The organism is Methylocystis sp. Uni0008 (assembly GCF_056838045.1).
This window is the reverse complement of sequence record NZ_CM166370.1, coordinates 2,509,651-2,529,328: the sequence shown is the minus strand read 5'-3', so window position 1 is coordinate 2,529,328 and position 19,678 is coordinate 2,509,651. Positions and strand designations below refer to the sequence as shown.

General features: G+C 65.1%; 20 protein-coding genes. 3 read left to right on the top strand and 17 right to left on the bottom strand.

Features of this window, described 5'->3' with window-relative positions; translation table 11 throughout:
- The 4 genes from prfB to AC0X69_RS12585 form a co-directional block, all read right to left on the bottom strand.
- A protein-coding gene (gene prfB / locus AC0X69_RS12600) for a peptide chain release factor 2 (RefSeq protein ID WP_482608086.1) occupies nt 1-1,132 on the bottom strand; the annotation gives its coding sequence in 2 pieces (ribosomal slippage) (nt 1-1,062 and nt 1,064-1,132; 1,131 coding nt in all).
- Between the two features lie 101 nt (nt 1,133-1,233).
- Nucleotides 1,234-2,316 carry a CorA family divalent cation transporter gene (locus AC0X69_RS12595; RefSeq protein ID WP_482608085.1) on the bottom strand — a complete coding sequence of 361 codons (1,083 nt, stop codon included), beginning with the start codon at nt 2,314-2,316 and terminating at the stop codon, nt 1,234-1,236.
- Between the two features lie 69 nt (nt 2,317-2,385).
- Nucleotides 2,386-3,882, bottom strand: a complete 1,497-nt coding sequence (locus AC0X69_RS12590) for a pyridoxal phosphate-dependent decarboxylase family protein (protein ID WP_482608083.1) — start codon at nt 3,880-3,882, stop codon at nt 2,386-2,388.
- A 118-nt stretch (nt 3,883-4,000) separates the two neighbouring features.
- Nucleotides 4,001-4,708, bottom strand: coding sequence for a fumarylacetoacetate hydrolase family protein (locus tag AC0X69_RS12585; RefSeq protein ID WP_482608081.1), 708 nt, complete (start codon nt 4,706-4,708; stop codon nt 4,001-4,003).
- Nucleotides 4,709-4,780: 72 nt separating this feature from the next.
- Between AC0X69_RS12585 and AC0X69_RS12580 the strand changes: the two genes are divergently transcribed.
- Nucleotides 4,781-6,187: a sensor histidine kinase gene (locus AC0X69_RS12580; protein WP_482608079.1), complete on the top strand. Its 1,407-nt coding sequence runs from the start codon at nt 4,781-4,783 to the stop codon at nt 6,185-6,187.
- Here AC0X69_RS12580 and AC0X69_RS12575 read toward each other — a convergent pair whose 3' ends face one another.
- Genes AC0X69_RS12575 through AC0X69_RS12565 form a run of 3 tightly spaced genes read right to left on the bottom strand, consistent with a single transcriptional unit; the run spans nt 6,188 to nt 9,299 of the window.
- The gene (locus tag AC0X69_RS12575; protein ID WP_482608077.1) at nt 6,188-7,159 is read right to left on the bottom strand and encodes an Hsp33 family molecular chaperone; all 972 of its coding nucleotides are present in this window, start codon (nt 7,157-7,159) and stop codon (nt 6,188-6,190) included.
- Entirely contained in the window at nt 7,159-8,103 is a 945-nt protein-coding gene (gene argF, locus AC0X69_RS12570) for an ornithine carbamoyltransferase (protein ID WP_482608075.1), read from the bottom strand. The genes AC0X69_RS12575 and argF overlap by 1 nt, the downstream gene beginning before the upstream one ends.
- Nucleotides 8,103-9,299, bottom strand: a complete 1,197-nt coding sequence (locus tag AC0X69_RS12565) for an aspartate aminotransferase family protein (protein ID WP_482608073.1) — start codon at nt 9,297-9,299, stop codon at nt 8,103-8,105. The genes argF and AC0X69_RS12565 overlap by 1 nt, the downstream gene beginning before the upstream one ends.
- A gap of 413 nt (nt 9,300-9,712) precedes the next feature.
- Between AC0X69_RS12565 and AC0X69_RS12560 the strand changes: the two genes are divergently transcribed.
- Complete coding sequence (locus tag AC0X69_RS12560; RefSeq protein ID WP_482608071.1) at nt 9,713-10,231, top strand: GcrA family cell cycle regulator; 519 nt, start codon at nt 9,713-9,715, stop codon at nt 10,229-10,231.
- 17 nt (nt 10,232-10,248) lie between these two features.
- Here the strand turns inward: AC0X69_RS12560 and phoB are convergent, their stop codons facing one another.
- From phoB to AC0X69_RS12520, 8 genes are all read right to left on the bottom strand, one after another.
- Complete coding sequence (gene phoB / locus AC0X69_RS12555; RefSeq protein ID WP_482608069.1) at nt 10,249-10,992, bottom strand: phosphate regulon transcriptional regulator PhoB; 744 nt, start codon at nt 10,990-10,992, stop codon at nt 10,249-10,251.
- Nucleotides 10,989-11,705: a phosphate signaling complex protein PhoU gene (phoU, locus tag AC0X69_RS12550; RefSeq protein ID WP_482608067.1), complete on the bottom strand. Its 717-nt coding sequence runs from the start codon at nt 11,703-11,705 to the stop codon at nt 10,989-10,991. The genes phoB and phoU overlap by 4 nt, the downstream gene beginning before the upstream one ends.
- A gap of 23 nt (nt 11,706-11,728) precedes the next feature.
- Nucleotides 11,729-12,514, bottom strand: coding sequence for a phosphate ABC transporter ATP-binding protein PstB (gene pstB / locus AC0X69_RS12545; protein WP_482608066.1), 786 nt, complete (start codon nt 12,512-12,514; stop codon nt 11,729-11,731).
- Nucleotides 12,511-13,353: a phosphate ABC transporter permease PstA gene (gene pstA / locus AC0X69_RS12540; RefSeq protein WP_482608064.1), complete on the bottom strand. Its 843-nt coding sequence runs from the start codon at nt 13,351-13,353 to the stop codon at nt 12,511-12,513. The genes pstB and pstA overlap by 4 nt, the downstream gene beginning before the upstream one ends.
- Before the next feature lie 11 nt (nt 13,354-13,364).
- Nucleotides 13,365-14,282, bottom strand: a complete 918-nt coding sequence (gene pstC, locus AC0X69_RS12535) for a phosphate ABC transporter permease subunit PstC (protein ID WP_482613387.1) — start codon at nt 14,280-14,282, stop codon at nt 13,365-13,367.
- A 234-nt stretch (nt 14,283-14,516) separates the two neighbouring features.
- Nucleotides 14,517-15,563 (bottom strand): phosphate ABC transporter substrate-binding protein PstS, encoded by a 1,047-nt coding sequence (gene pstS, locus AC0X69_RS12530; RefSeq protein ID WP_482608063.1) that lies wholly within the window; start codon nt 15,561-15,563, stop codon nt 14,517-14,519.
- A gap of 149 nt (nt 15,564-15,712) precedes the next feature.
- Entirely contained in the window at nt 15,713-16,783 is a 1,071-nt protein-coding gene (locus AC0X69_RS12525) for an ATP-binding protein (RefSeq protein WP_482608061.1), read from the bottom strand.
- A gap of 20 nt (nt 16,784-16,803) precedes the next feature.
- Complete coding sequence (locus tag AC0X69_RS12520; RefSeq protein ID WP_482608059.1) at nt 16,804-17,877, bottom strand: lysylphosphatidylglycerol synthase domain-containing protein; 1,074 nt, start codon at nt 17,875-17,877, stop codon at nt 16,804-16,806.
- Nucleotides 17,878-18,172: 295 nt separating this feature from the next.
- Between AC0X69_RS12520 and AC0X69_RS12515 the strand changes: the two genes are divergently transcribed.
- The gene (locus AC0X69_RS12515; RefSeq protein WP_482608058.1) at nt 18,173-18,520 is read left to right on the top strand and encodes a four-helix bundle copper-binding protein; all 348 of its coding nucleotides are present in this window, start codon (nt 18,173-18,175) and stop codon (nt 18,518-18,520) included.
- A 28-nt stretch (nt 18,521-18,548) separates the two neighbouring features.
- Here the strand turns inward: AC0X69_RS12515 and AC0X69_RS12510 are convergent, their stop codons facing one another.
- Nucleotides 18,549-18,863 (bottom strand): c-type cytochrome, encoded by a 315-nt coding sequence (locus AC0X69_RS12510; protein ID WP_482608056.1) that lies wholly within the window; start codon nt 18,861-18,863, stop codon nt 18,549-18,551.
- Nucleotides 18,864-18,867: 4 nt separating this feature from the next.
- Nucleotides 18,868-19,677, bottom strand: a complete 810-nt coding sequence (gene fabI / locus AC0X69_RS12505) for an enoyl-ACP reductase FabI (protein WP_482608054.1) — start codon at nt 19,675-19,677, stop codon at nt 18,868-18,870.
- Between the last annotated feature and the right edge of the window lies 1 nt (nt 19,678).

The window sequence follows — 19,678 nt, the reverse complement described above, 5'->3', positions numbered from 1 at the left end:
CTACTCGACGTCCTCGACCTTCTCCGGACCGCCGCCGTATATACGTTGCGCCAGAGAGGCCTGCATGAAATCGTCCAGTTCGCCGTCGAGCACGTCCGAAGGCGTGCCTGACGTGAAGCCGGTGCGCAGGTCCTTCACCAGCTGGTAGGGCTGCAGCACATAGCTGCGGATCTGATGGCCCCAGCCGATCTCGGTCTTCGAGGCGGCGACCTTGTTCGCCTCGGCCTCGCGTTTTTCGAGCTCGAGTTCATAAAGCCTGGCGCGCAGCATGTTCCAGGCGGTCGCGCGATTCTTGTGCTGCGAGCGCTCGGCCTGACAGGCGACCACGATGCCGGTCGGAATATGGGTGATGCGGATAGCTGAGTCAGTGGTATTGACGTGCTGGCCGCCCGCGCCCGACGATCGATACGTGTCTATACGGCAGTCCGATTCGTTGACGTTCACCTCGATACGGTCGTCGACCACGGGATAGACCCACACCGAAGCGAAGCTCGTGTGGCGGCGCGCGTTTGAATCGAAGGGTGAAATTCGCACCAGTCGATGCACCCCCGACTCGGTCTTCGCCCAGCCGTGGGCGTTATGGCCCTTGACGAGAATCGTGCCCGACTTGATGCCGGCCTCTTCGCCAGGCGTCTCCTCGATCACCTCGACCTTGAATTTGTGGCGCTCGCCCCATCGGGCGTACATGCGGAATAGCATGCGCGCCCAATCCTGGCTCTCGGTGCCACCGGCGCCGGAATGAACCTCGATGAAGGTGTCGTTGGCGTCGGCTTCGCCAGAAAAAAGCGCCTCGATCTGACGCGCGCGGGCCGTCTTGAGGATGCTTTTCAGCGCCTCGACGCCTTCCTTTTCGGTTTCGGCGTCGCCTTCCGCCTCGCCGAGTTCGACGAGCGTCAGCGCGTCCTCGAGCTGGCGCTCGAGGCTCGAGAGCGCGCCCATCTGCTCTTCGAGCTGGGTGCGCTCGCGCATCAGCTTCTGCGCGGTTTCGGGATCGTTCCAGAGAGCGGGGTCTTCGGCCCTGACGTTCAGTTCGGCGAGACGCCGCTGCGAGGCGTCGACGTCAAAGATGCCTCCTTAGCAGTCCGATGGACTGCTCGATGTCGGCTTTCAGCGCAAGCGGTTCGGCGCGCATGGATTTCCCAATTGAATTCAGCGGGCGGGCTCGCCCCGGTCGGCGCGGAAATTAGGGGGCGCGCGCGCGCCTGTAAACCCCGAGACGCCGTTCAGCCAGCGTCAAAAGCTCCTGTCGGCCGGTCGATCGGCGCGCGTCGCGGGCTTCTGGTCCTCGCTCTCGGGCGCGCCGGCGAGTCCCCAGCGGCGCATCAGGAAAAACGCCGTCGCCGAGGCGAGCACGCAAAGGATCGTCGCGTAGAACGTGCCGTTCTCGTCCTCGGCGAAGAGCAGATTCTTCGTGTTCATGCCGAAATAGCCGGTGACGAAGGTCGCCGGCAGCAGCAGCATCGTCGTCACCGTCAGCGCGTAGAGCCGGTCGTTCGTCTCCAGGCTGAGGATGGCGTTCAGCTCATCCTGCAGCAGACGGGCGCGCTCCTGAAGGCTCGTGACGTCCTGCGTCAGCGCGCCGGCATGCTGAACGAGCCTTGCGGCCGCTTCGCGAAGGTCATTGTCCCGCTGTTCGCCGACCTCCTCTTCGATCGCCTCCAACCGCGCCACCGTCGCCGACAGGCCGCTGATCTGGCGCGCGAGACGCACCGCGTCGCGGCGCGCGGCGCTGAGCGCGGGCCTCGCCTGCCGGCCGCGCTGATCGATGATGCGGTCCTCCACCCGATCGAACGCCGCGCCGAGTTCGGCGGCCTTTCGCGCCAGCCCGTCGATCAGCGCATCGGTCAGCAGTTCGAAGAGATGGATCGGCGACGTCAGGCGCGCGCCACGGTCGATGGCGACGCGCGTCGCCTCGACGCTGTCCATCGGCAGTCTGCGCGCGCTGATGAAAAAGCTCGCGCCCGAGGCGAAGCGGACATAGTCGGTGCGGGACGTCGGTCCGCTCAGATCCCGCTCGTAATCGAGCAGCGCGCCGCTCACCATCCCTTCCGAATATTCGAGATGCTGGTGGTCCACCGGATCGCATAGCGAGCCGCGCGCGTCTTCGGAAAGCGCCGCGATGCGCGCCAGCAGCGGCCGCGTGCGCACATCGGCAAGATCCATGTGCAGCCACACGAATCCCTCGCGCGGCGCGCCGATGTTTTCGAAGTCTACGAGCGTGCCGGCTTCGGCCTCGCCCGCGCCGCTAAACCGCACGAACCAGAGACATCCGGGGATGTCGGCGTTGGGCGGTTTGGCGATGCGGTCTCTCATCATGGCGGCGCTCACGGGACAGTTCTAAAAGACAGCCCGGCGAATTGTGACAGGCTCACGACAAGCGCCGCGTCAATCCTCGGATAGCCGGGTCTTGCCTGGCCCGTGCGGCTCGACGAGCGCGCCGAAATCATGCGGCTCCTTGCGGGCGCGGCGCAGCGCCGCCTCCAGAAATTCCGTGAAGGCGTCGATGTCGCGCGCCTCGGTCCGGTGATTGATGATCGCGGCGCGGATCGCCGGAACGCCGTCGAGAATGGTCAGCGACGGCGCCGCCTCGCCGCGCTCATGCAGCTCCATGACGATTTCGCGCGCCAGCGAACCGTCGTCGTCATCCTTGACGCCGAAGCAGACGATGTTGAGCGTCACCGGCGCGCGCAGAACGAAACTGTCCGACTGCGCGATCCAGGTTTCGAGACGTTTCGCCATGCGGCAAGTCTGCTCGATGCATTGGCCAAGGCGCCTGACGCCGAAGGTTTCGATGGTGATCCAGGTTTTAAGCGCGCGAAAGCTGCGCGACAGGTCGGGGCCGAGATCGCAGGGCCAGGTGTCGCCCGCCGCAAGCCCGCGGGGCGCGCGCGTCAGATAGGCGGCGTTGGCCGCAAAGGCGCGCTTATGGGCTTCCTTGTCGCGAACCAGAAAGAAGCCCGCGTCATAGGGAACATGCAGCCATTTATGGAAGTCGAAGGCGACGCTGTCGGCGCGCTCCAGCCCCTTGACCAGGGGTTTCAGCGCCGGCGAGAGCGCCGCCAGCGCGCCGAAAGCGCCGTCGACATGGAACCACATGTCTTCGGTGTGCGCGACGTCCGCGAGCCGATCGAGCGGGTCGATCGCGCCAGCGTCGACCGTCCCCGCCGTGCCGACGATCAGAAAGGGCCTGAAGCCAGCCGCACGGTCGGCGGCGATGGCGCGGCGAAGATCGGAGATCTTCATCGCCCGGCGCTCGTCGGAAGGGATGAGGCGCAGATGGCGCGCGCCGAGCCCCGCGAGCTCCATCGCCTGGCGCACGCAATTATGCGCTTCGCGGGACGCATAGGCGATCAGCTGACCCGATTGCGCGCAGAGCCCGTTGAGCCGCACGTCTCTGTCGCCATAGGCCTGGTCGCGCGCGACGAGCAGGCAGAGGAAGTTGGCGATCGACGTGCCGGTGACGAAGACGCCGCTCGCGTCGGCCGGAAAGCCGAAAGCCTCGGCCATCCAGGCGGCGATCTGGCGCTCGACGTCGATCGCGATGTGATTGCGTCCGCCGCAGTTCGAATTCATGCCGGCGGCGAGCATTTCGGCGATCATCCCGGCCGGCGTGCCGGCTCCCTGAGCCCAGCCCATGAACATCGGATGGGTGTTGCCGGTCGCGAACGGCTTGATGTACCGGTCGAAATCTTCGAGCACGGCGGAAAGGTCGCGGCCCTCCTGAGGAAGGTTGCGCTTGAAACGCTCGCGCGCTTCGTCGCTCGGCTCGGTCCAGACCGGGCGCTGACGGATGTCGCGTAGATAGTCGAGCATCCTGTCGAGCGCGCGATGGCTCTCGGCGCGAAATTCGTCCCAGTCTTCGGGGTCAAGATTGACCGGCATGTCCAGAGCCTCGCGCGCGGGCGGTTCCGCAGAGGCGCAACGACGGTTGCGATAGATCGCGCGAAGGCGTTTCACCCTTCTGCAAATAGCCGGGTTTGCCTCCCCGGCGCAACCTGCCCTATTTTCCGATGCTTATGGCCACGGACCCGACATGTTCGACCTCGCCGTCGACCCGGTCGCCGGGATGGATGGGGCCGACGCCCGAGGGCGTGCCGGTGAAGATGAGATCGCCGGGCGCGAGCGCGACGTTGCGCGAAAGCGCCGCGATGATCTCAGGCACGCTCCAGATCAGATCGCCGAGATCCCCATCCTGCCGAAGGACGCCGTTCACCGAGAGCGCGATGCGCCCGCGCGCCGGATGGCCGATGACGGCCGCGGGGCTGATCGCGCCAATCGGCGCGGAATGATCAAACCCCTTCGACATGTCCCAGGGCCGGCCGGCGTTGCGCGCCGCCGTTTGCAGATCACGCCGCGTCAGATCGATGCCGGCGGCGTAGCCGAAGACGCAGTCGAGGGCCTTTGAGGCCGGGATATCCGCGCCGCCGCGGCCGAGCGCCGCCACCAATTCGATCTCGTGGTGAAGATCATGCGTCAGCGTCGGATAAGGGATGATTGCGCCGCTCTCGACGATCGCGTCGGCCGGCTTGGCGAAGAACACTGGCGGCTCCGCGTCGCCGCCTTTCGCAGGCTCCTTGCCCATCTCGCGCGCGTGCGCAGCGTAATTCAGCGCAATGCAGAAGATCCGCCGCACCGGAAAACGCCGCGCGTCTTGCGCGATGGCGACGCTTGGGCAAGGTGGCGGCGGGAAGAGAAATTCAACGGACATTTCTTTGCTCCAGAACCTCGTTCCCCATAAAGCCGCGTCGCGCATTTGGCTAATCTCCGGCGAGGAGCTTCGATGAATCCGCAGCATGCCGAGGACGCCTTCGCCGAAGCGCTCGCCAACGGCTGGCTGGGTCTCGCGCTTCTCGACGACGCCGGCGTCGTTCTCCGCCGCCTGGGACGCCTCAGCGACTGGCTGCCGCCTGAGGGCGACTCCGCCTGCGCGTCGCCGCTGCTGCTGAATTTCGAGGAAAGCTTCGCCGCGCTGCGTCGAGAGGGCGGCGAGATCGTCCTGCCCTCGATGCGTCTGCCGGCGCAGAACGTCGCGAGAGCCAACATCGCCATCCGCTATCGCGCGGCGCGGCGAGAGTTTCTTGTCGTCACCACGCCCGACTACGCCGCCGATCAGATCGAGCGGCTGCTCGCGCCGGAGCGCCGCGAGAAGCAAGTGCTGCAGCAGCAGGCCGAGGCGGCGCGCGCGCGGCTTCGCGCCGCTGACGCGCTCTATCGCGACATGGTCGAATCCTCGGGATACTTCGTGCTGCGTTTCGGCGTCGACCTCAAGGTGATCTACGCCAATCGCCATGCCGCGGAATTCTTGGGCGCGCCGCAGGACGCGCTTGTCGGGCGCGCGATCGGCGATTTATTTCCGCCCTTCGCGGGAGACGATCCCTGGCGTCTCGACATGGCGTCCGCGGCTCCCGTCTCGTTCGAGGCGCCCGCCTATGATGCTCGCGGCGCACTGCGGTGGCTCGGATGGAGCGTGCGTTTCATCGGCGAGGAAGGCGGCGGCGAATTTCAGGCTGTCGCCCGCGACGCCACCGCGTCCCGGCGGCTGCGCGCCGAACGCGCCAAGGCGCGCGAAGAAGCGCGCGCGGCGGCGATCGCCAATGAACGGCTGCGCATCGCTCATGATCTGCACGACACGCTGGTGCGCTCGATCGTGGCGACGATCGCGCAGGTAAGGGTCATCGCCAGGACGACGACGGACGCGCGGGCGAGAACCGCGCTACGAGAATTAGAGTCGCAGGCGCGTTCGGGATTGCAGGAGGCGCGGGAAGCGATCGCGCAGATGCGCAAGTCGCGCGGCGAGGACATCGACTTGCGCGCGATCGTCGAAGAATTTGCGGCGCAGCGACATGGCCAGCCTCCCACCGTCGAGACGCAATGGGAGTTCGACGAGGCGGCGCTGCCGCACGACGTTCAGGAGCTCTGCGCGCGCGTGCTGCGCGAGTCCCTGCGCAACATCGAATTGCACGCCGGCGCGAGCCATGTTCGCGTCCGTCTGACCAGCGAGGGCGAGGCGGCGCGGCTGACGATCGAGGACGATGGGGTCGGCTTCGATCCTGACGCGCCGACGCCGGATCATTTCGGCGTCGCCGGCATGCGCGAACGCGCCAGCGCCGCGGGCGCGACTCTTGAGATCGAGAGCGGACGTGGAAAAGGCGCGCGAGTTTCGCTCGTCGCGCCGCTCAAGGCGTGATCAGTCGAAGTCGGCGGGATCGAAACTGCGCAGCGTTCCGCAGAATTCGCAGGTGACGCCGATGCGGCCGTCATCGCCGATCATGTCGCTGCGCTCTTGCGGCGAGAAACTCCGCAAGAGCTTGTCGATGCGCTCGCTCGAACAGCGGCAGAATTCCTCGACCGAGCGTTCATTGAACACTTTGACGCCGCGCTCGTGGAAAAGCCGGTAGAGCAGGCGTTCGCCCGAGAGCGCCGGATCGACGAGCTCGTGATCTTCGAGAGTGGCGGCGAGCGCCTGGCCTTCGGTCCAATGATCATTTTCATCTACCGAAAGCTCCTCGGCCCCGTCGGGCGCGTCGCCTGGCGGAAGATCGCGGGCGCGCGCGCCGCCGGACGGCAGATATTGCAGGAGCAATCCGCCGGCGCGCCAGCTGCGGCCCTGCGGCGTGACGCTTTCAGCGACGGCGAGTCTGACGAAAGAAGGGATCTGCTCCGACTGACGGAAATAGATATGCGCGGCTTCGGCGAGGCTTTCGCCTTCCAGCGGCACAACGCCCTGGTAGCGCGCCGCGTCTTCCTCGCGCTCGATCGTGAGCGCGAGATGGCCGCGTCCAAAGAGCGCCGCCGGCGCAGCGGCGCGCGTCTCGGCGACGCGCTCGGCGTCGAAGCGGGCGAAGCCGCGCAGCTTCCCCGGCGCGTCATAGTCGACGACGAGCATGTCGACCGGCCCGTCGCTGCGCGTTTGCAGCTGAAAGCGGCCGTGCGATTCAAGGATAGAGCCAAGCAGCGCGGCAAGCGCCACCGCCTCGCCGAGCAGGCGCGCCACCTGCGCCGGATAGGCGTAATGGCTGAGGATGGAATTGACCGTGGGGCCGAGCCGCACGACGCGGCCGCGCAGGTCGAGCGCCTCGACCGCGAAAGGCAGCACCCGGTCATCCTCGGAATGAAGCGCAACTGGCCGGCTTGGCGCCGGGCCCCCGCCTTGCGGCATCAGACCTGCCCCGGCGCGAGGCACCAGCACAGCACGCCCTTCTGCGCGTGGAGGCGGTTCTCGGCTTCGTCGAAGACGACCGACTGCGGCCCGTCGATCACTTCCGCGGTGACCTCCTCGCCGCGATGCGCCGGCAGACAGTGCATGAAGAGCGCATGTTTCGCGGCCGCGCGCATCAGTTTCGAGTCGACCTGATAGGGGGCCAGCGCGGCGCGGCGCTCGTCCTCGTCCGCGTCGCCCATCGACACCCAGCAATCCGTGATCACGGCGTCGACGCCGGCCACGGCTTCATAGGCGTCGCGCGTCAGATTGATCTTCGCGCCATTGGCTTTCGCCCAGCTGACGAGTTCGTCGGAGGGCGCAAAATCGGCAGGCGTCGCCACATTGATCGTGAAGCCCAGGCGGCCGGCGGCGTGCACCCAGCTCGTGAGCACATTATTGGCGTCGCCGGTCCAGGCGACCGTCCGGCCTTGAATCGGGCCAAGATGCTCCTCGAAGGTCATGACGTCCGCCATCACCTGACAGGGATGCGACTGCTTGGTCAGCCCGTTGATGACCGGCAGATTGCCGAAACGCGCCAGCTCCATGAGATCGGGATGCGAAAGAATGCGCACCATGACCGCGTCTAGGAAGCGCGCCAGCACGCGCGCCGTGTCGGCGATGGTCTCGCCGCGGCCAAGCTGCATTTCGGCGCCGGTCAACATGATCGTTTCGCCGCCGAGTTCGCGCATCGCGATGTCGAAGGAGACGCGCGTGCGGGTCGACGGCTTGTCGAACACCATGCCGAGATATTTGCCGGCGAGCGGCCGCTCGCTCGGCTCGGCGCCTTTGACGCGGCGCGCCTTGAGCGATTTGGCGAGATCGAGAATGCGGCGCAGCTCTTCGCCGGAGTGATCGGAGAGATCGAGAAAGCTGCGCGGCCGCGTCAGCGAATGGGCGGTCATCACGCGGCTCCGAGCTTTTCGGCGGGCGCGGCGAGGCGTGCGCAGGCGGCGGAAAGGCGCGTCGCCGCAGCCGCAATGTCGCTCTCGTCGATAATGAGCGGCGGCAACAGACGCACGACGTTGTCGCCGGCAAGAACGGTCAACAGGCCTTCGGCGCGCGCGGCGGCGGCGAAGTCGGCGTTGGGAATGCGGGTCTTGACGCCGAACATCAGTCCCTCGCCGCGGATTTCTTCGATCAGAGACGGATAGCGATCTTCGAGCTCCGCGAGCCGCTGGCGCAACAGCGCGCCGAGCCGAGCGACGCGCGCCATGAAGCCGTCCGCAAGCACGACGTCGAGCACCGCGCCGCCGACCGCCGTCGCCAGCGGATTGCCGCCGAAGGTGGATCCATGCGCGCCCGGCGTCATGCCCTTGGCCGCCTCGCGCGTCGCAAGGCAGGCGCCGAGCGGGAATCCGCCGCCCAGCCCCTTGGCCAGCGCTGCGATGTCGGGCGCGACGCCCGCGTGGTCGCAGGCGAGGAATCTGCCGGTGCGGCCGACGCCGCATTGGACCTCATCGACCACGAGCAGCAGCCCGCGCGCGTCGCAGAGCGCCCGCAACCGCGCCAGAAACGAGGGCGCAAAGACGCGCAGGCCGCCCTCTCCCTGAATAGGCTCGAGCAGCACGCCCGCCGTTTCCTCAGTGACCGCCGCCTCGACGGCGTCGTAATCGCCGAAGGGGACCTGATCGAAGCCTTCGACCGGCGGTCCGAACCCTTCGAGATATTTCGCATTGCCGCCGGCGGCGATGGTCGCGAGCGTCCGGCCATGGAAGGCGCCTTCGACGGTGATCAGCCGATATCGCTCCGGCTGGCCATTGGCCGCATGGAATCGACGCGCCGTCTTGATCGCGCATTCCACCGCCTCCGCGCCGGAATTGGTGAAAAAGACCAGATCGGCGAAAGTGGCGTCGCAGAGCCGCTCGGCGAGGCGCTCAGCCTGCGGGATACGAAAAAGATTGGAGACGTGCCAGGGTTCTTCGGCCGCGCGCTTCAGAGTCTCGACGAGATGCGGATGGTTGTGGCCGAGCGACAGCACCGCGACGCCCGCGCTGAAGTCGAGATAGCGGTCCCCGTTTTCCGCGATCAGCCAGGCGCCTTCTCCATGTTTGAAGGCGAGATCGGCGCGCGGATAGGTCGGATAAAGCGCTGACGTCAAAAGCCCTGCTCCATGCTTCCGTCGCTGGCCCCGCCAGAGGAAGCTCGAAAAACAAAGCGCCGCCCTTTTAAGGGCGGCAGTTCAGGACGGATTTTAAGCGCGCCGCCCGATGCGGTCAAATCAATGACGCCGTTCGGTCATTGGCGTCGATGCTCGGCGTCGCGCAGGCCGAAAGGGTGAGTCCTGCGGGCAACAGTCCGGGCGAAAGGCTGTTGAGAACGCGAGCGCGCGCTTGCCAGCGCGACTCGCGCGTGATTCAAAGTAAACAGAAAGTTTCTAGTCGGCGCCCGCGTCGTTTGTTTGGGCGCGTTCTCTCGAGTGTTGATGCGCGTCACATCGCCGCTGGGCTTCAGGCCTGCGTTGCTCGGAAGAAACTCCGATCCGCGCGCGACCCGAAAGAATGGAGAAGCCTAATGTCATGGACCGACGAACGCGTCGAACTGCTCCGCAAGCTTTGGAGCGACGGCCTGAGCGCCAGCCAAGTGGCGGCTGAACTCGGACCAGGCATCACGCGCAACGCCGTGATCGGAAAGATCCATCGCCTCGGACTCGCCGAGCGCGCCAAGACGGCGAACGCACAACGTCCGCGCGTCGCCAAGGCCCCGCGTCAGACGCAGCCGCGCATGAACGGCGTCTCGTCGCACGGCAATCTGGCGCTCGCTTTCGCGCCGCACGTGTTGGCTGCGCCGCGGCTTGCGCGCGAGGAAGAGGTGGTGATCCCCATCTCCGAGCGCGTCACGCTCATGGAGCTGCGAGAATCCATGTGCCGCTGGCCGATGGGCGACCCCACGTCGCCGGAGTTCCGCTTCTGCGGCGGCAAGTCGACGATCGGCGGCGGACCTTACTGCGCCTATCACGCGCGCGTCGCCTATCAGCCGGCCCAGGATCGCCGCCGCGCGCGCGATCAGCTCCGCGCGCAGCGTTACGCATAATCGGGCGCCGCGGCCCGTCACTCGTGTCCGAAAGTTTCGTCGAAGGAATAACCGGCGCCGCGCACGGTGCGGATCGGATCCTTCTCGCGGCCGCGGATCAGGGCCTTGCGCAACCGCCCGACGTGGACGTCGACCGTGCGCTCGTCAATCTCCGCCGACATGCCCCAGACGCTGTCGAGCAGCTGCGCGCGGGTGAAGACGCGACCCGGCTTCTCCATGAAATATTCGAGCAGCCGGAACTCGGTCGGACCAAGATGAATTTCGCGGCCGGAGCGCCGCACGCGGCGGGTGTCGCGGTCGAGGTCGATGTCGCCAAGCGTCAGCCTGGAGGCGACGCGTTCGGGTCGCGCCCGGCGCAGCAGCGCGCGCACCCGAGCCATGAGCTCCGGCGTCGAGAACGGCTTGACGACGTAATCGTCCGCGCCGACAGAAAGGCCGCGCACGCGCTCGCCTTCCTCGCCGCGCGCGGTGAGCATGATCACCGGCATATCCTTGGCGCTGTCGCGCGCGCGAAGACGCCGGCAGATTTCGAGACCTGAAACGCCTGGCAGCATCCAGTCGAGAATGACAAGGTCAGGCGGCGACTCGGCGAGCCGCAGCTCGGCTTCATCGCCATTGTCGACATGCTCGACCTGGTAACCTTCGGCCTCGAGATTATAGACGAGCAGCGTCGCGAGCGAGGTCTCGTCCTCGACGACGAGGATACGCGGCGCGCGATCGCTTTTGCCGCTGCGCGGCATCACGGACGTCGCTTCGTTCATTGCGTCGCCTCATCCTTGAGCCCGAAATCGGGAACGCGCGATTTCGGCCGCTCGGTGGGCATCGGCTCGCCGGTGACGACATAGACGACCGTCTCCGAGATGTTGGTCGTGTGATCGCCGATCCGCTCCAGATTTTTTGAGCAGAACAGCAGATGCGTGCAGAAGGAGATGTTGCGCGGGTCCTCCATCATGAAGGTGAGAAGATCGCGGAACACCGAGTCTTCCAGCGCATCGAGATCGGAATCGTTCTGCCACACCGCGCGCGCGCGCTGGATGTCGCGCAGGGCGTAGGCGTCGAGCGCGTCCTTGAGCTGCATCGCGGCGACTTCATGCATCGACTTGAGTCCGACGATGGCGCGCGGCACCCGCGCCTCCGACACGATCTTGAGCGTGCGCTTGGCGATGTTCTTGGCGAGGTCGCCGACGCGTTCGATATCGCCGGAGATCCGGATTGCCGCGATGCATTCGCGCAGATCGACCGCCAGGGGCTGTCGCCGCGCGATGGTGAGGATCGCGTTCTCCTCGATTTCGCGCTGGAGCGCGTCGAGCCGCGGATCGCTGGAGACGACCCGATGGGCGAGGTCGACGTCGAAGTTGGAGAGCGCGTCCATCGCCTCCGCCAACATTTTTTCCGCGACGCCGCCCATTTCAGCGATGCGGCGTCCGAGCGCCTCAAGGTCCCGGTCGTAGGATTTTACAATGTGATCGCTCATGAGCGCCGTCCTCGAATGCTGGTTCAGCCAAAACGGCCCGTGATGTAGTCGAGCGTCCGCTTTTCCTTGGGCTTGTTGAACACGTCGTCCGTCTCGCCGAATTCGACGAGTTCGCCGAGGTACATGAAGGCGGTGTAATCGGAGACGCGCACCGCCTGCTGCATGTTGTGTGTGACGATCGCGATCGTGTAGCGGCTGGTGAGCTCTTCGATCAGCTCCTCGACTTTCGCCGTCGAGATCGGATCGAGCGCCGAACAGGGCTCATCGAACAGAATGACTTCCGGCTGCACGGCGACGCTGCGGGCGATGCAGAGTCGCTGCTGCTGCCCGCCCGAGAGGCCGAGACCGCTCGCGTGGAGCTTGTCCTTCACCTCGTCCCAGAGGGCGGCACCGCGCAGCGCCGCTTCGACGCGCGCGTCGAGATCGGCGCGCGACAGCTTCTCGTAAAGCCGAATGCCGAAGGCGATGTTCTCATAGATCGACATCGGGAAAGGCGTCGGTTTCTGAAAGATCATGCCGACCCGCGAGCGCAGGGCGTTGAGGTCGATCGCCGGGTCGAGAATGTTCTCGCCGTCGAGCAGCACTTCCCCTTCGGCTCGCTGACCCGGATAGAGGTCGTACATCCGGTTCAACACGCGCAGCAACGTCGACTTGCCGCAGCCTGAAGGTCCGATGAAGGCCGTCACCTTGTTTGCGCGCAGCGGCAGGCTGATATTCTTGAGCGAACGATCCGCGCCGTAATAGAAATCGAGGCTGCGGACCGAGATTTTCGTCGGCGGCTCTTTGGGGGCTTGGACGGCGGCGTTCATTTCGATTTCCTCCGGCCGGCGCTCAGGGAGCGCGCGGCGATCGACAGGGCGAGAACTGCGACGGTGATCAGCAGCGCGCCGGTCCAGGCGAGTTGCTGCCAGTCTTTGTAGGGCGAGAGCGCGAACTGGAAGATGACGACCGGCAGGCTCGCCATCGGCGCCGCCAGATTGGTGCTCCAGAACTGATTATTCAGCGCCGTGAAAAGAAGGGGCGCAGTCTCGCCGGAGACGCGCGCGACGGCGAGCAGCACGCCGGTGATCATGCCCGCCTTGGCGGCCCGATAGGCGACGCTGGCGACGACATGCGCGCGCGGCGCGCCGAGCGCCGAAGCGGCCTCCCGCATCGAGCCGGGCACGAGCAGCAGCATGTCCTCCGTCGTTCGCAGAACGACGGGGATGACCAGAAGCGCCAAGGCCACGGCGCCGGAGATCGCCGAGAAGTGACCCATCGGGTGCACGAGGATCGTGTAGACGAAAAGGCCGATGACGATCGACGGCGCGCTGAGCAGGATGTCGTTGATGAAGCGCACGACGGTGGTGAGCTTCGAATAGCGGCCATATTCGGCCATATAGGTGCCTGCGAGCATGCCGAGCGGCGTGCCGACGCCAACGCCGATCGCCGTCATGATGAGCGAACCGACGATGGCGTTGAGCAGACCGCCGTCGCTGCCAGGCGGCGGCGTCATCTCGGTGAAGACCGCAGGCGAGAGGCCGCGAAATCCTTCATAGAGAAGCGCCATAAGGATCAGGAGCAGCCACGTCAGTCCGAAAAGCGCCGCCGCCCAGCAGAGCGTTGTCGCGATCGAGTTGGCGTTGCGTCTGGATGCATAAAGCGACATGGAGCGCCTCCCTATGCGGACTTCTGTTCGATGCGCATCAGCATGTAACGCGCAATCGCCAGAACGACGAAGGTGATGAAGAAGAGGATGAGGCCGAGTTCGATCAGCGCCGACGTGTAGAGATCGCCGACCGCCTCGGTGAACTCATTGGCGATGGTCGCCGAGATCGTCGTGCCGGGCGCGAGCAGCGATCCGGAAATCTTGTGCGCGTTGCCGATGACGAAAGTGACCGCCATCGTCTCGCCGAGCGCGCGTCCCAGTCCAAGCATGACGCCGCCGATCACGCCGACGCGCGTATAAGGCATCACGACGTAGCGCATCACTTCCCACGTCGTGCAGCCGATGCCGGTCGCCGCTTCTTTCAACACCGGCGGCACCGTCTCGAAGACGTCGCGCGAAATCGACGCGACGAAGGGCAACACCATGATCGCGAGAATGAAGCCCGCCGTAAGCAGGCCGATGCCGTAAGGCGGGCCGGCAAACAGCGTGGAAAAAACGGGGATGTCGCCAAAGGCCGCGATCAGCGCGGGCTGAACATGCGACTGGAGAAAAGGCGCCAGAACGAAAAGGCCCCAGATGCCATAGATGATCGAGGGAATCCCGGCGAGCAACTCGATCGCCGTGCCGATCGGACGGCGCATAACGTGCGGGCAAAGCTCGGTGAGAAAGACCGCAATGCCGAGGCCGACGGGAACGGCGATCAGCATGGCGATGATCGACGTCATGACCGTGCCGTAGATCGGGGCCGCCGCGCCGAAATTTTCGGTGACCGGATTCCATGACTGCGAAATCAGGAAGCCGAAGCCGAAGGCCTGCATCGCCGGCAGCGAGCCGTATACGAGCGAAACGATCACGCCGCCCAGGATCAGAAGGACGATCACCGCCGCGGCGCGCGTCACTTCGCGGAAAGTTTTGTCCGCGAGCGCCATTCGTCCGAGGACGCGCGTTCGATCGGGGGCGACTGACGTTGACGACGCCTGCTGCAAGACTATTTCCGACATTTCCGAACCCGCCTCCTCGCCGGTTCCATTCGCGCTGCGCCGGCTCGGCTCGATCGAGTACATCCGCTCAACTCCCACCGCCGCTCCCGAGCATTGGCGCTCATTGATCCGACTGCCGCGCCAAGCGGCCGTCGGATCGCCAATGTCGTCAATCGGGCCGCGTCACAGCGACGACAGCGGTTTGCCGCTTGGTCCCTTGACGCCCGTCCAGGTCTTTTTGATCAGCTCGACGACCGTTTTCGGCATCGGAATGTAATCGAGCTCTTCGGCCATCTTCCCGCCATGAGCGAAGGCCCAGGAGAAGAACTTCATGGCCTCCGCCGCGGCCGCTTCATCCTTGGGCTCCTTGGGGAGAAGGATAAAGGTCGCTGCGGTGATCGGCCAGGCCTTCGCGCCAGGCTCGTTGGTCAGGATTTCATAGAATCCCTCGGCATGAGCCCAGTCCGCGCCCGCCGCGGCCGCCTGGAACGTATCCATGCTCGGCGCGACGACCTTGCCGTCCTTGTTGACCATTTTGGTGTGGGTCAGCTTGTTCTGCTTGGCGTAGGCGTATTCGACATAGCCGACGGAGCCCTTGGTGTTGGCGACGTTGTTCGCGACGCCCTCATTGCCCTTCGCGCCGATGCCGACGGGCCATTCGACCGAGGTGTTGGCGCCGACTTTCGACTGCCAGTCGGGCGAAACCTTCGACAGGTAATTGGTGAAGTTGAAGGTCGTGCCGGATCCGTCCGAGCGATGAACGACGACGATGGCCTCCGAGGAAAGCTTCACCTTCGGATTGAGCTTCTTGATCGCCGGGTCGTCCCATTTGACGATTTCGCCCAGGAAGATTTTGGCGAGCGTGTCGCCGTCGAGCGTGAGTTCGCCGCCGGACATGCCCGGGTGGTTGATGACCGGAACGATGCCGCCGATCACCTGCGGCCACTGGATGAGACCCGCGGACTGCAGCTCCTCGGGCTTCAGCGGCTGGTCGGTGGCGCCGAAGGTCACCGTGCGCGCCTTGATCTGCTTGATGCCGCCGCCGGAGCCGATCGACTGATAATTCAGTCCGTTGCCGGTCTCCTTCTTATAAGCCTCGGCCCATTTGGCGTAGATCGGATAAGGGAAGGTCGCGCCGGCGCCGGAAATGTCCAGCGCCGTCGCCACGCCGACCATAGCGGCGAGGGCGAGCGCTGCGCCAGCGCCGCGCCTGAAAATCGTCGAGATCATTTGAAGGGTCTCTTTCGCTCGAGAACTGACTGGCGATGTCGCCCTGCGTCATCGCCAGCGGGAAACTATCCATCCGACAATAGGTTTTTGTGACAGAAAGATTACAGTTTGATGACATATATTACTATATAAAATCAGATATTTACAAATCACTCATCGCTGGCAGGCAGGATGACGCGAAACAGCGTCCCCTCCCCAAGCGCGGACTCGATGCCGAGCCGGCCGCGGTGGCGAAGCACGATATGCTTGACGATCGCCAGTCCGAGTCCGGTGCCGCCTTTCGCGCGGCTCTTCCCCGCATCGACGCGGTAGAAACGCTCCGTCAGCCGCGGAATATGCTCCGGCGCGACGCCAGGGCCGTAGTCCCGCACCGAAAGAATGACGAGCCCGCCCTCGCGAACGAGCGAGATGTCGATGGGCTTGCAGGCGCCATCCTCCGCGCAGCCGTATTTCAGCGCGTTCTCGACGAGATTCTCGACGACTCGGGCAAGTTCGTCCCGATCGCCGGGCGCGACGACGTTGGGCTGAAGATCGAGATTGATGGCGACGCCTCTGTCCTCCGCCATCTGCGACAAAGTGTCGACGATATGCGCGACGAGCAGCGTCAGATCGACGGGCGTCGCCGGCCGCAGATGCATATGCTGCTCGATGCGCGACAGCGACAGCAGATCGTCGACGAGGCGCGCCATGCGCTGCGCCTGCTCGCGCATGATGCCGAGAAACTTGTCGCGGGTTTCCGCGTCCTCGCGGGCCGGGCCTTGCAGGGTCTCGACGAAGCCGAGCAGCGACGCGAGCGGCGTGCGCAGCTCGTGGCTGGCGTTGGCGACGAAGTCGACGCGCATGCGCTCGACCCGCCGCGATTCGGTCAGATCGCGCAGGCTCACCATGGCCGCGGCCTCGAAGCCTTCGATCCGCATCGGCGCGACATGCGCCTCGAACCAGCATTCCACCGGCAGGCGCTCGACCCAGACCGTCTTCTCCGCCTCGCCGCCGGCGAGCACGCGCGCGACCGCGTCGAGCATGTCGGGCGAGCGGAGGCTGCGCGAAAGCGGTTCGCCGAGCCGAATGGCGGGCGAGAGCCCTTGCGCCGCGATATTGACGGCGGCGACATGAGTTTCCGAGTCGATGACGAAGATCGGCTCCGGCAGCGCATTGATGACGGGCGCGAGGACATCCAGCGCCTGGTTGCGCCATTTCAGCGGCTGACTGGAAAGGGTCATGGCGACTGGTCCGGCGCCGCTCAATTGGAGCGCTCTTCCAGGATGCGCGCGATCGCCTCACGCAGCGGCCCCCAGCGACGCGCGCCTTCGTCGGCGCCCAGAAGCGCAAGCGCGACGACAAACGGAATGAAGTAGTAGATCATCCGAAACAAGAGAAGCGACGCCAGCACGCTCTCCTGCGAAGCCGCCGGAATGGCATGCAGCATGGTCGCCTCGAAGACGCCGATGCCGCCGGGCGCATGGCTGATCACGCCGAGAATGCAGGCGACGACATAGACCGCGACGAAGGGAATGAAGTCGAGCGGGACGCCCTCGGGCAGCAGCACATAGAGCGCGCCGGCGGCGCAGCTCAGATCGGCGACGCCGAGCGTGAACTGCGCCAAAGTTGGCGCGAAGCCCGGCAACTCCAAAGCGTGGCCGCGAAGCCGGATGCTGCGCCGGGCGAGCGTCACCCAGACGAAATAGAACAGCACGCCAGCGAGGATGAGCACGCCTGGAATAATGTGCAGAAAGGCGGGCAAGCCGTCGAGCGCCGCAAGCGCGTCGGCGCCGTAAACGAAGCCAACGCCCATCATCAGCGTCATCCCCAGCCAGAAGGTGACGCCGGCGAAGATCGTAATGTTGGCCACCTGCAGCGCATTCAGCGCGACGCGTGAATAGATCCAGTAGCGCACGGCCGCGCTGGTGATGATCGGGAAACCGAGATTGAAGGAAATGGCGTAGCTCGCAAACGACGCAAGCGCCGAAACTCTGTAAGGCGCATAGGCTCGCATATGGCGCAGCGCCACGACGTCATAGCCCGTGAGGAACACGTATGAGAGCACCGACAGGGCTAAAGCAGCAAGGATCTGCGCGCCGCTTGTGGCGCGAAAGGCGTTCAGCAGATCGGCGTAGCTGAGGTTCGACAGCGTCTTGCCAAGAATGTAGGCGGCGAGCGCAAAGACGGCGAGACTGGCGGCGACGCCCAAGGCGCTGAGCGCTCCTTTCGGCAGCCGCGCCCGCAGCGCCCCGATGAATCCGGCGCGATCCGCTGGCCTGACGACGGGCAGCCGCCGAGCCGCGTCTTCCATCAAGTCGTTATCATGCGAAGTCATTCAGAGGCCTCGCGCCCGCCGCCGGTTTTCGGAGCGCTCAATGCACAATCCTCTTGACCGCCAAATCTGGTCCAAGCGTCTCAGGTTCAATCTCTCAATCATGTCAGGGCGATGACTAGCGCGATCTCAGTCATTCGCGCCTCTCAAAGGTCGGCGCCCAGCGCCGCGACGTCAAGCCCTTAGTAAGCGCAAGCTTATGCGGCGTCACGCGATGCGCCAATCTTGACCCGTGAAGCCTCTGAACTAGCTGCGTGCAGGGCGGCGAGCCGGGGAGCCTTAGAAGGAACCAGCAATCATGCGCATGATCCCGAAGGAAGTGCAGGCCTGTATCGACGCCTGCCTGAGCTGCTATCAGATGTGTTTCGGCATGGCGATGACCCACTGCCTCGAGCAGGGCGGCGAACATGTAAAGCCGAAACACTTTCGAGCCATGATCGCCTGCGCGGATATGTGCCGCGACAGCGCGCAGATGATGCTGATGAATTCGCCGCAGGCGAAACAGATTTGCGCGCTTTGCGCTGAGGCGTGCGAAACCTGCGCCAAGGAATGCGATCCCATTCCGGACATGAAGGAATGCGCCGACGAATGCCGTCGCTGCGCCGAGGAATGCCGCAGGATGTCGGGACAGAAGATGGCCGCATAAGTTTTCGGCTTACGAGCGGGCTTGGCGGCTATTTGCCTCCGAGCCCCAAAATATAACTCGCGACGGAGTCGATCTCTTCGCGCGAGAGAATGATGTTGGGCATATTCCTGTGCGAGGAGCGCAGGAACACTTTGAGCGACAGTTCGGTCGTCGACGTCATTTTTGCGACGTCGATAAAGCGCGGCGCCTTCGGATCGGGGCTCTTCGCCTCGACGTCGCGCCCGATCGCATGGCACGATGCGCATTCGGTTTTTGCGATCTGCGCGCCGGTGGTCGGATCGGCGCTCGCGGCCATTGCCGGCGCCCCGGCGAGAACGAAGGCTAAAGTCAGCGCTGTTCGCATTGTGTCACTCCTCGCCGTTCAAATCCTCCGGACGAGGCTGCAACATGATGTTGTAGCCGGCGTCGACGAGATGGACTTCGCCGGTCACGCCGCCCGAAAGCTCCGATAGAAAATAAAGCGCCGAGCCGCCGATTTCATCCAGCGTGATCATCCGGCGCAGCGGACAATGCTTCTTTTGAAACGCGCCCATTGCGCGCGCGCCGGTGATGCCGGCGCCCGCCATGGTGCGCACGGGGCCGGGCGACAGCGCGTTGACGCGAATGCCGCGATCGCCAAAGTCGGCGGCGAGATAGCGCACCGATGAGTCGAGCGCCGCCTTGGCGACGCCCATGACATTGTAGTTCGGCATGACATGCGTTCCACCGCCGAAGCTCACCGTCAACAGCGATCCGCCCTTCTTCATCAGCGCCGCCGCGCGGCGCGCCGCTTCGGTGAAGGAAAAACAGGAAATGACGAGCGTGCGAATGAAATTCTCGCGCGAGGTGTCGGCGTAGAGTCCCTTCAATTCGCTCTTGTCGGAATAGGCGATCGAGTGGACGAGAAAATCCATATCGCCCCAATCATATTCAAGGCGCGCGAACACCTGGTCCACGGTCGAAAGATCCTCGACGTCGCACGGCAGCACGAGGTTCGAGCCGAGCTCCTGGGCGAGCGGCTTGACGCGTTTGCCCAACGCCTCGCCCTGATAGGTGAACGCGAGCGTCGCGCCGTGACGCGCAAGAACGCGCGCGATGCCGTAGGCGATCGAATGATCATTGGCGACGCCCATGACGAGCCCGCGCTTACCCTGCATGAGGCCGGTTGCAACTGTCATC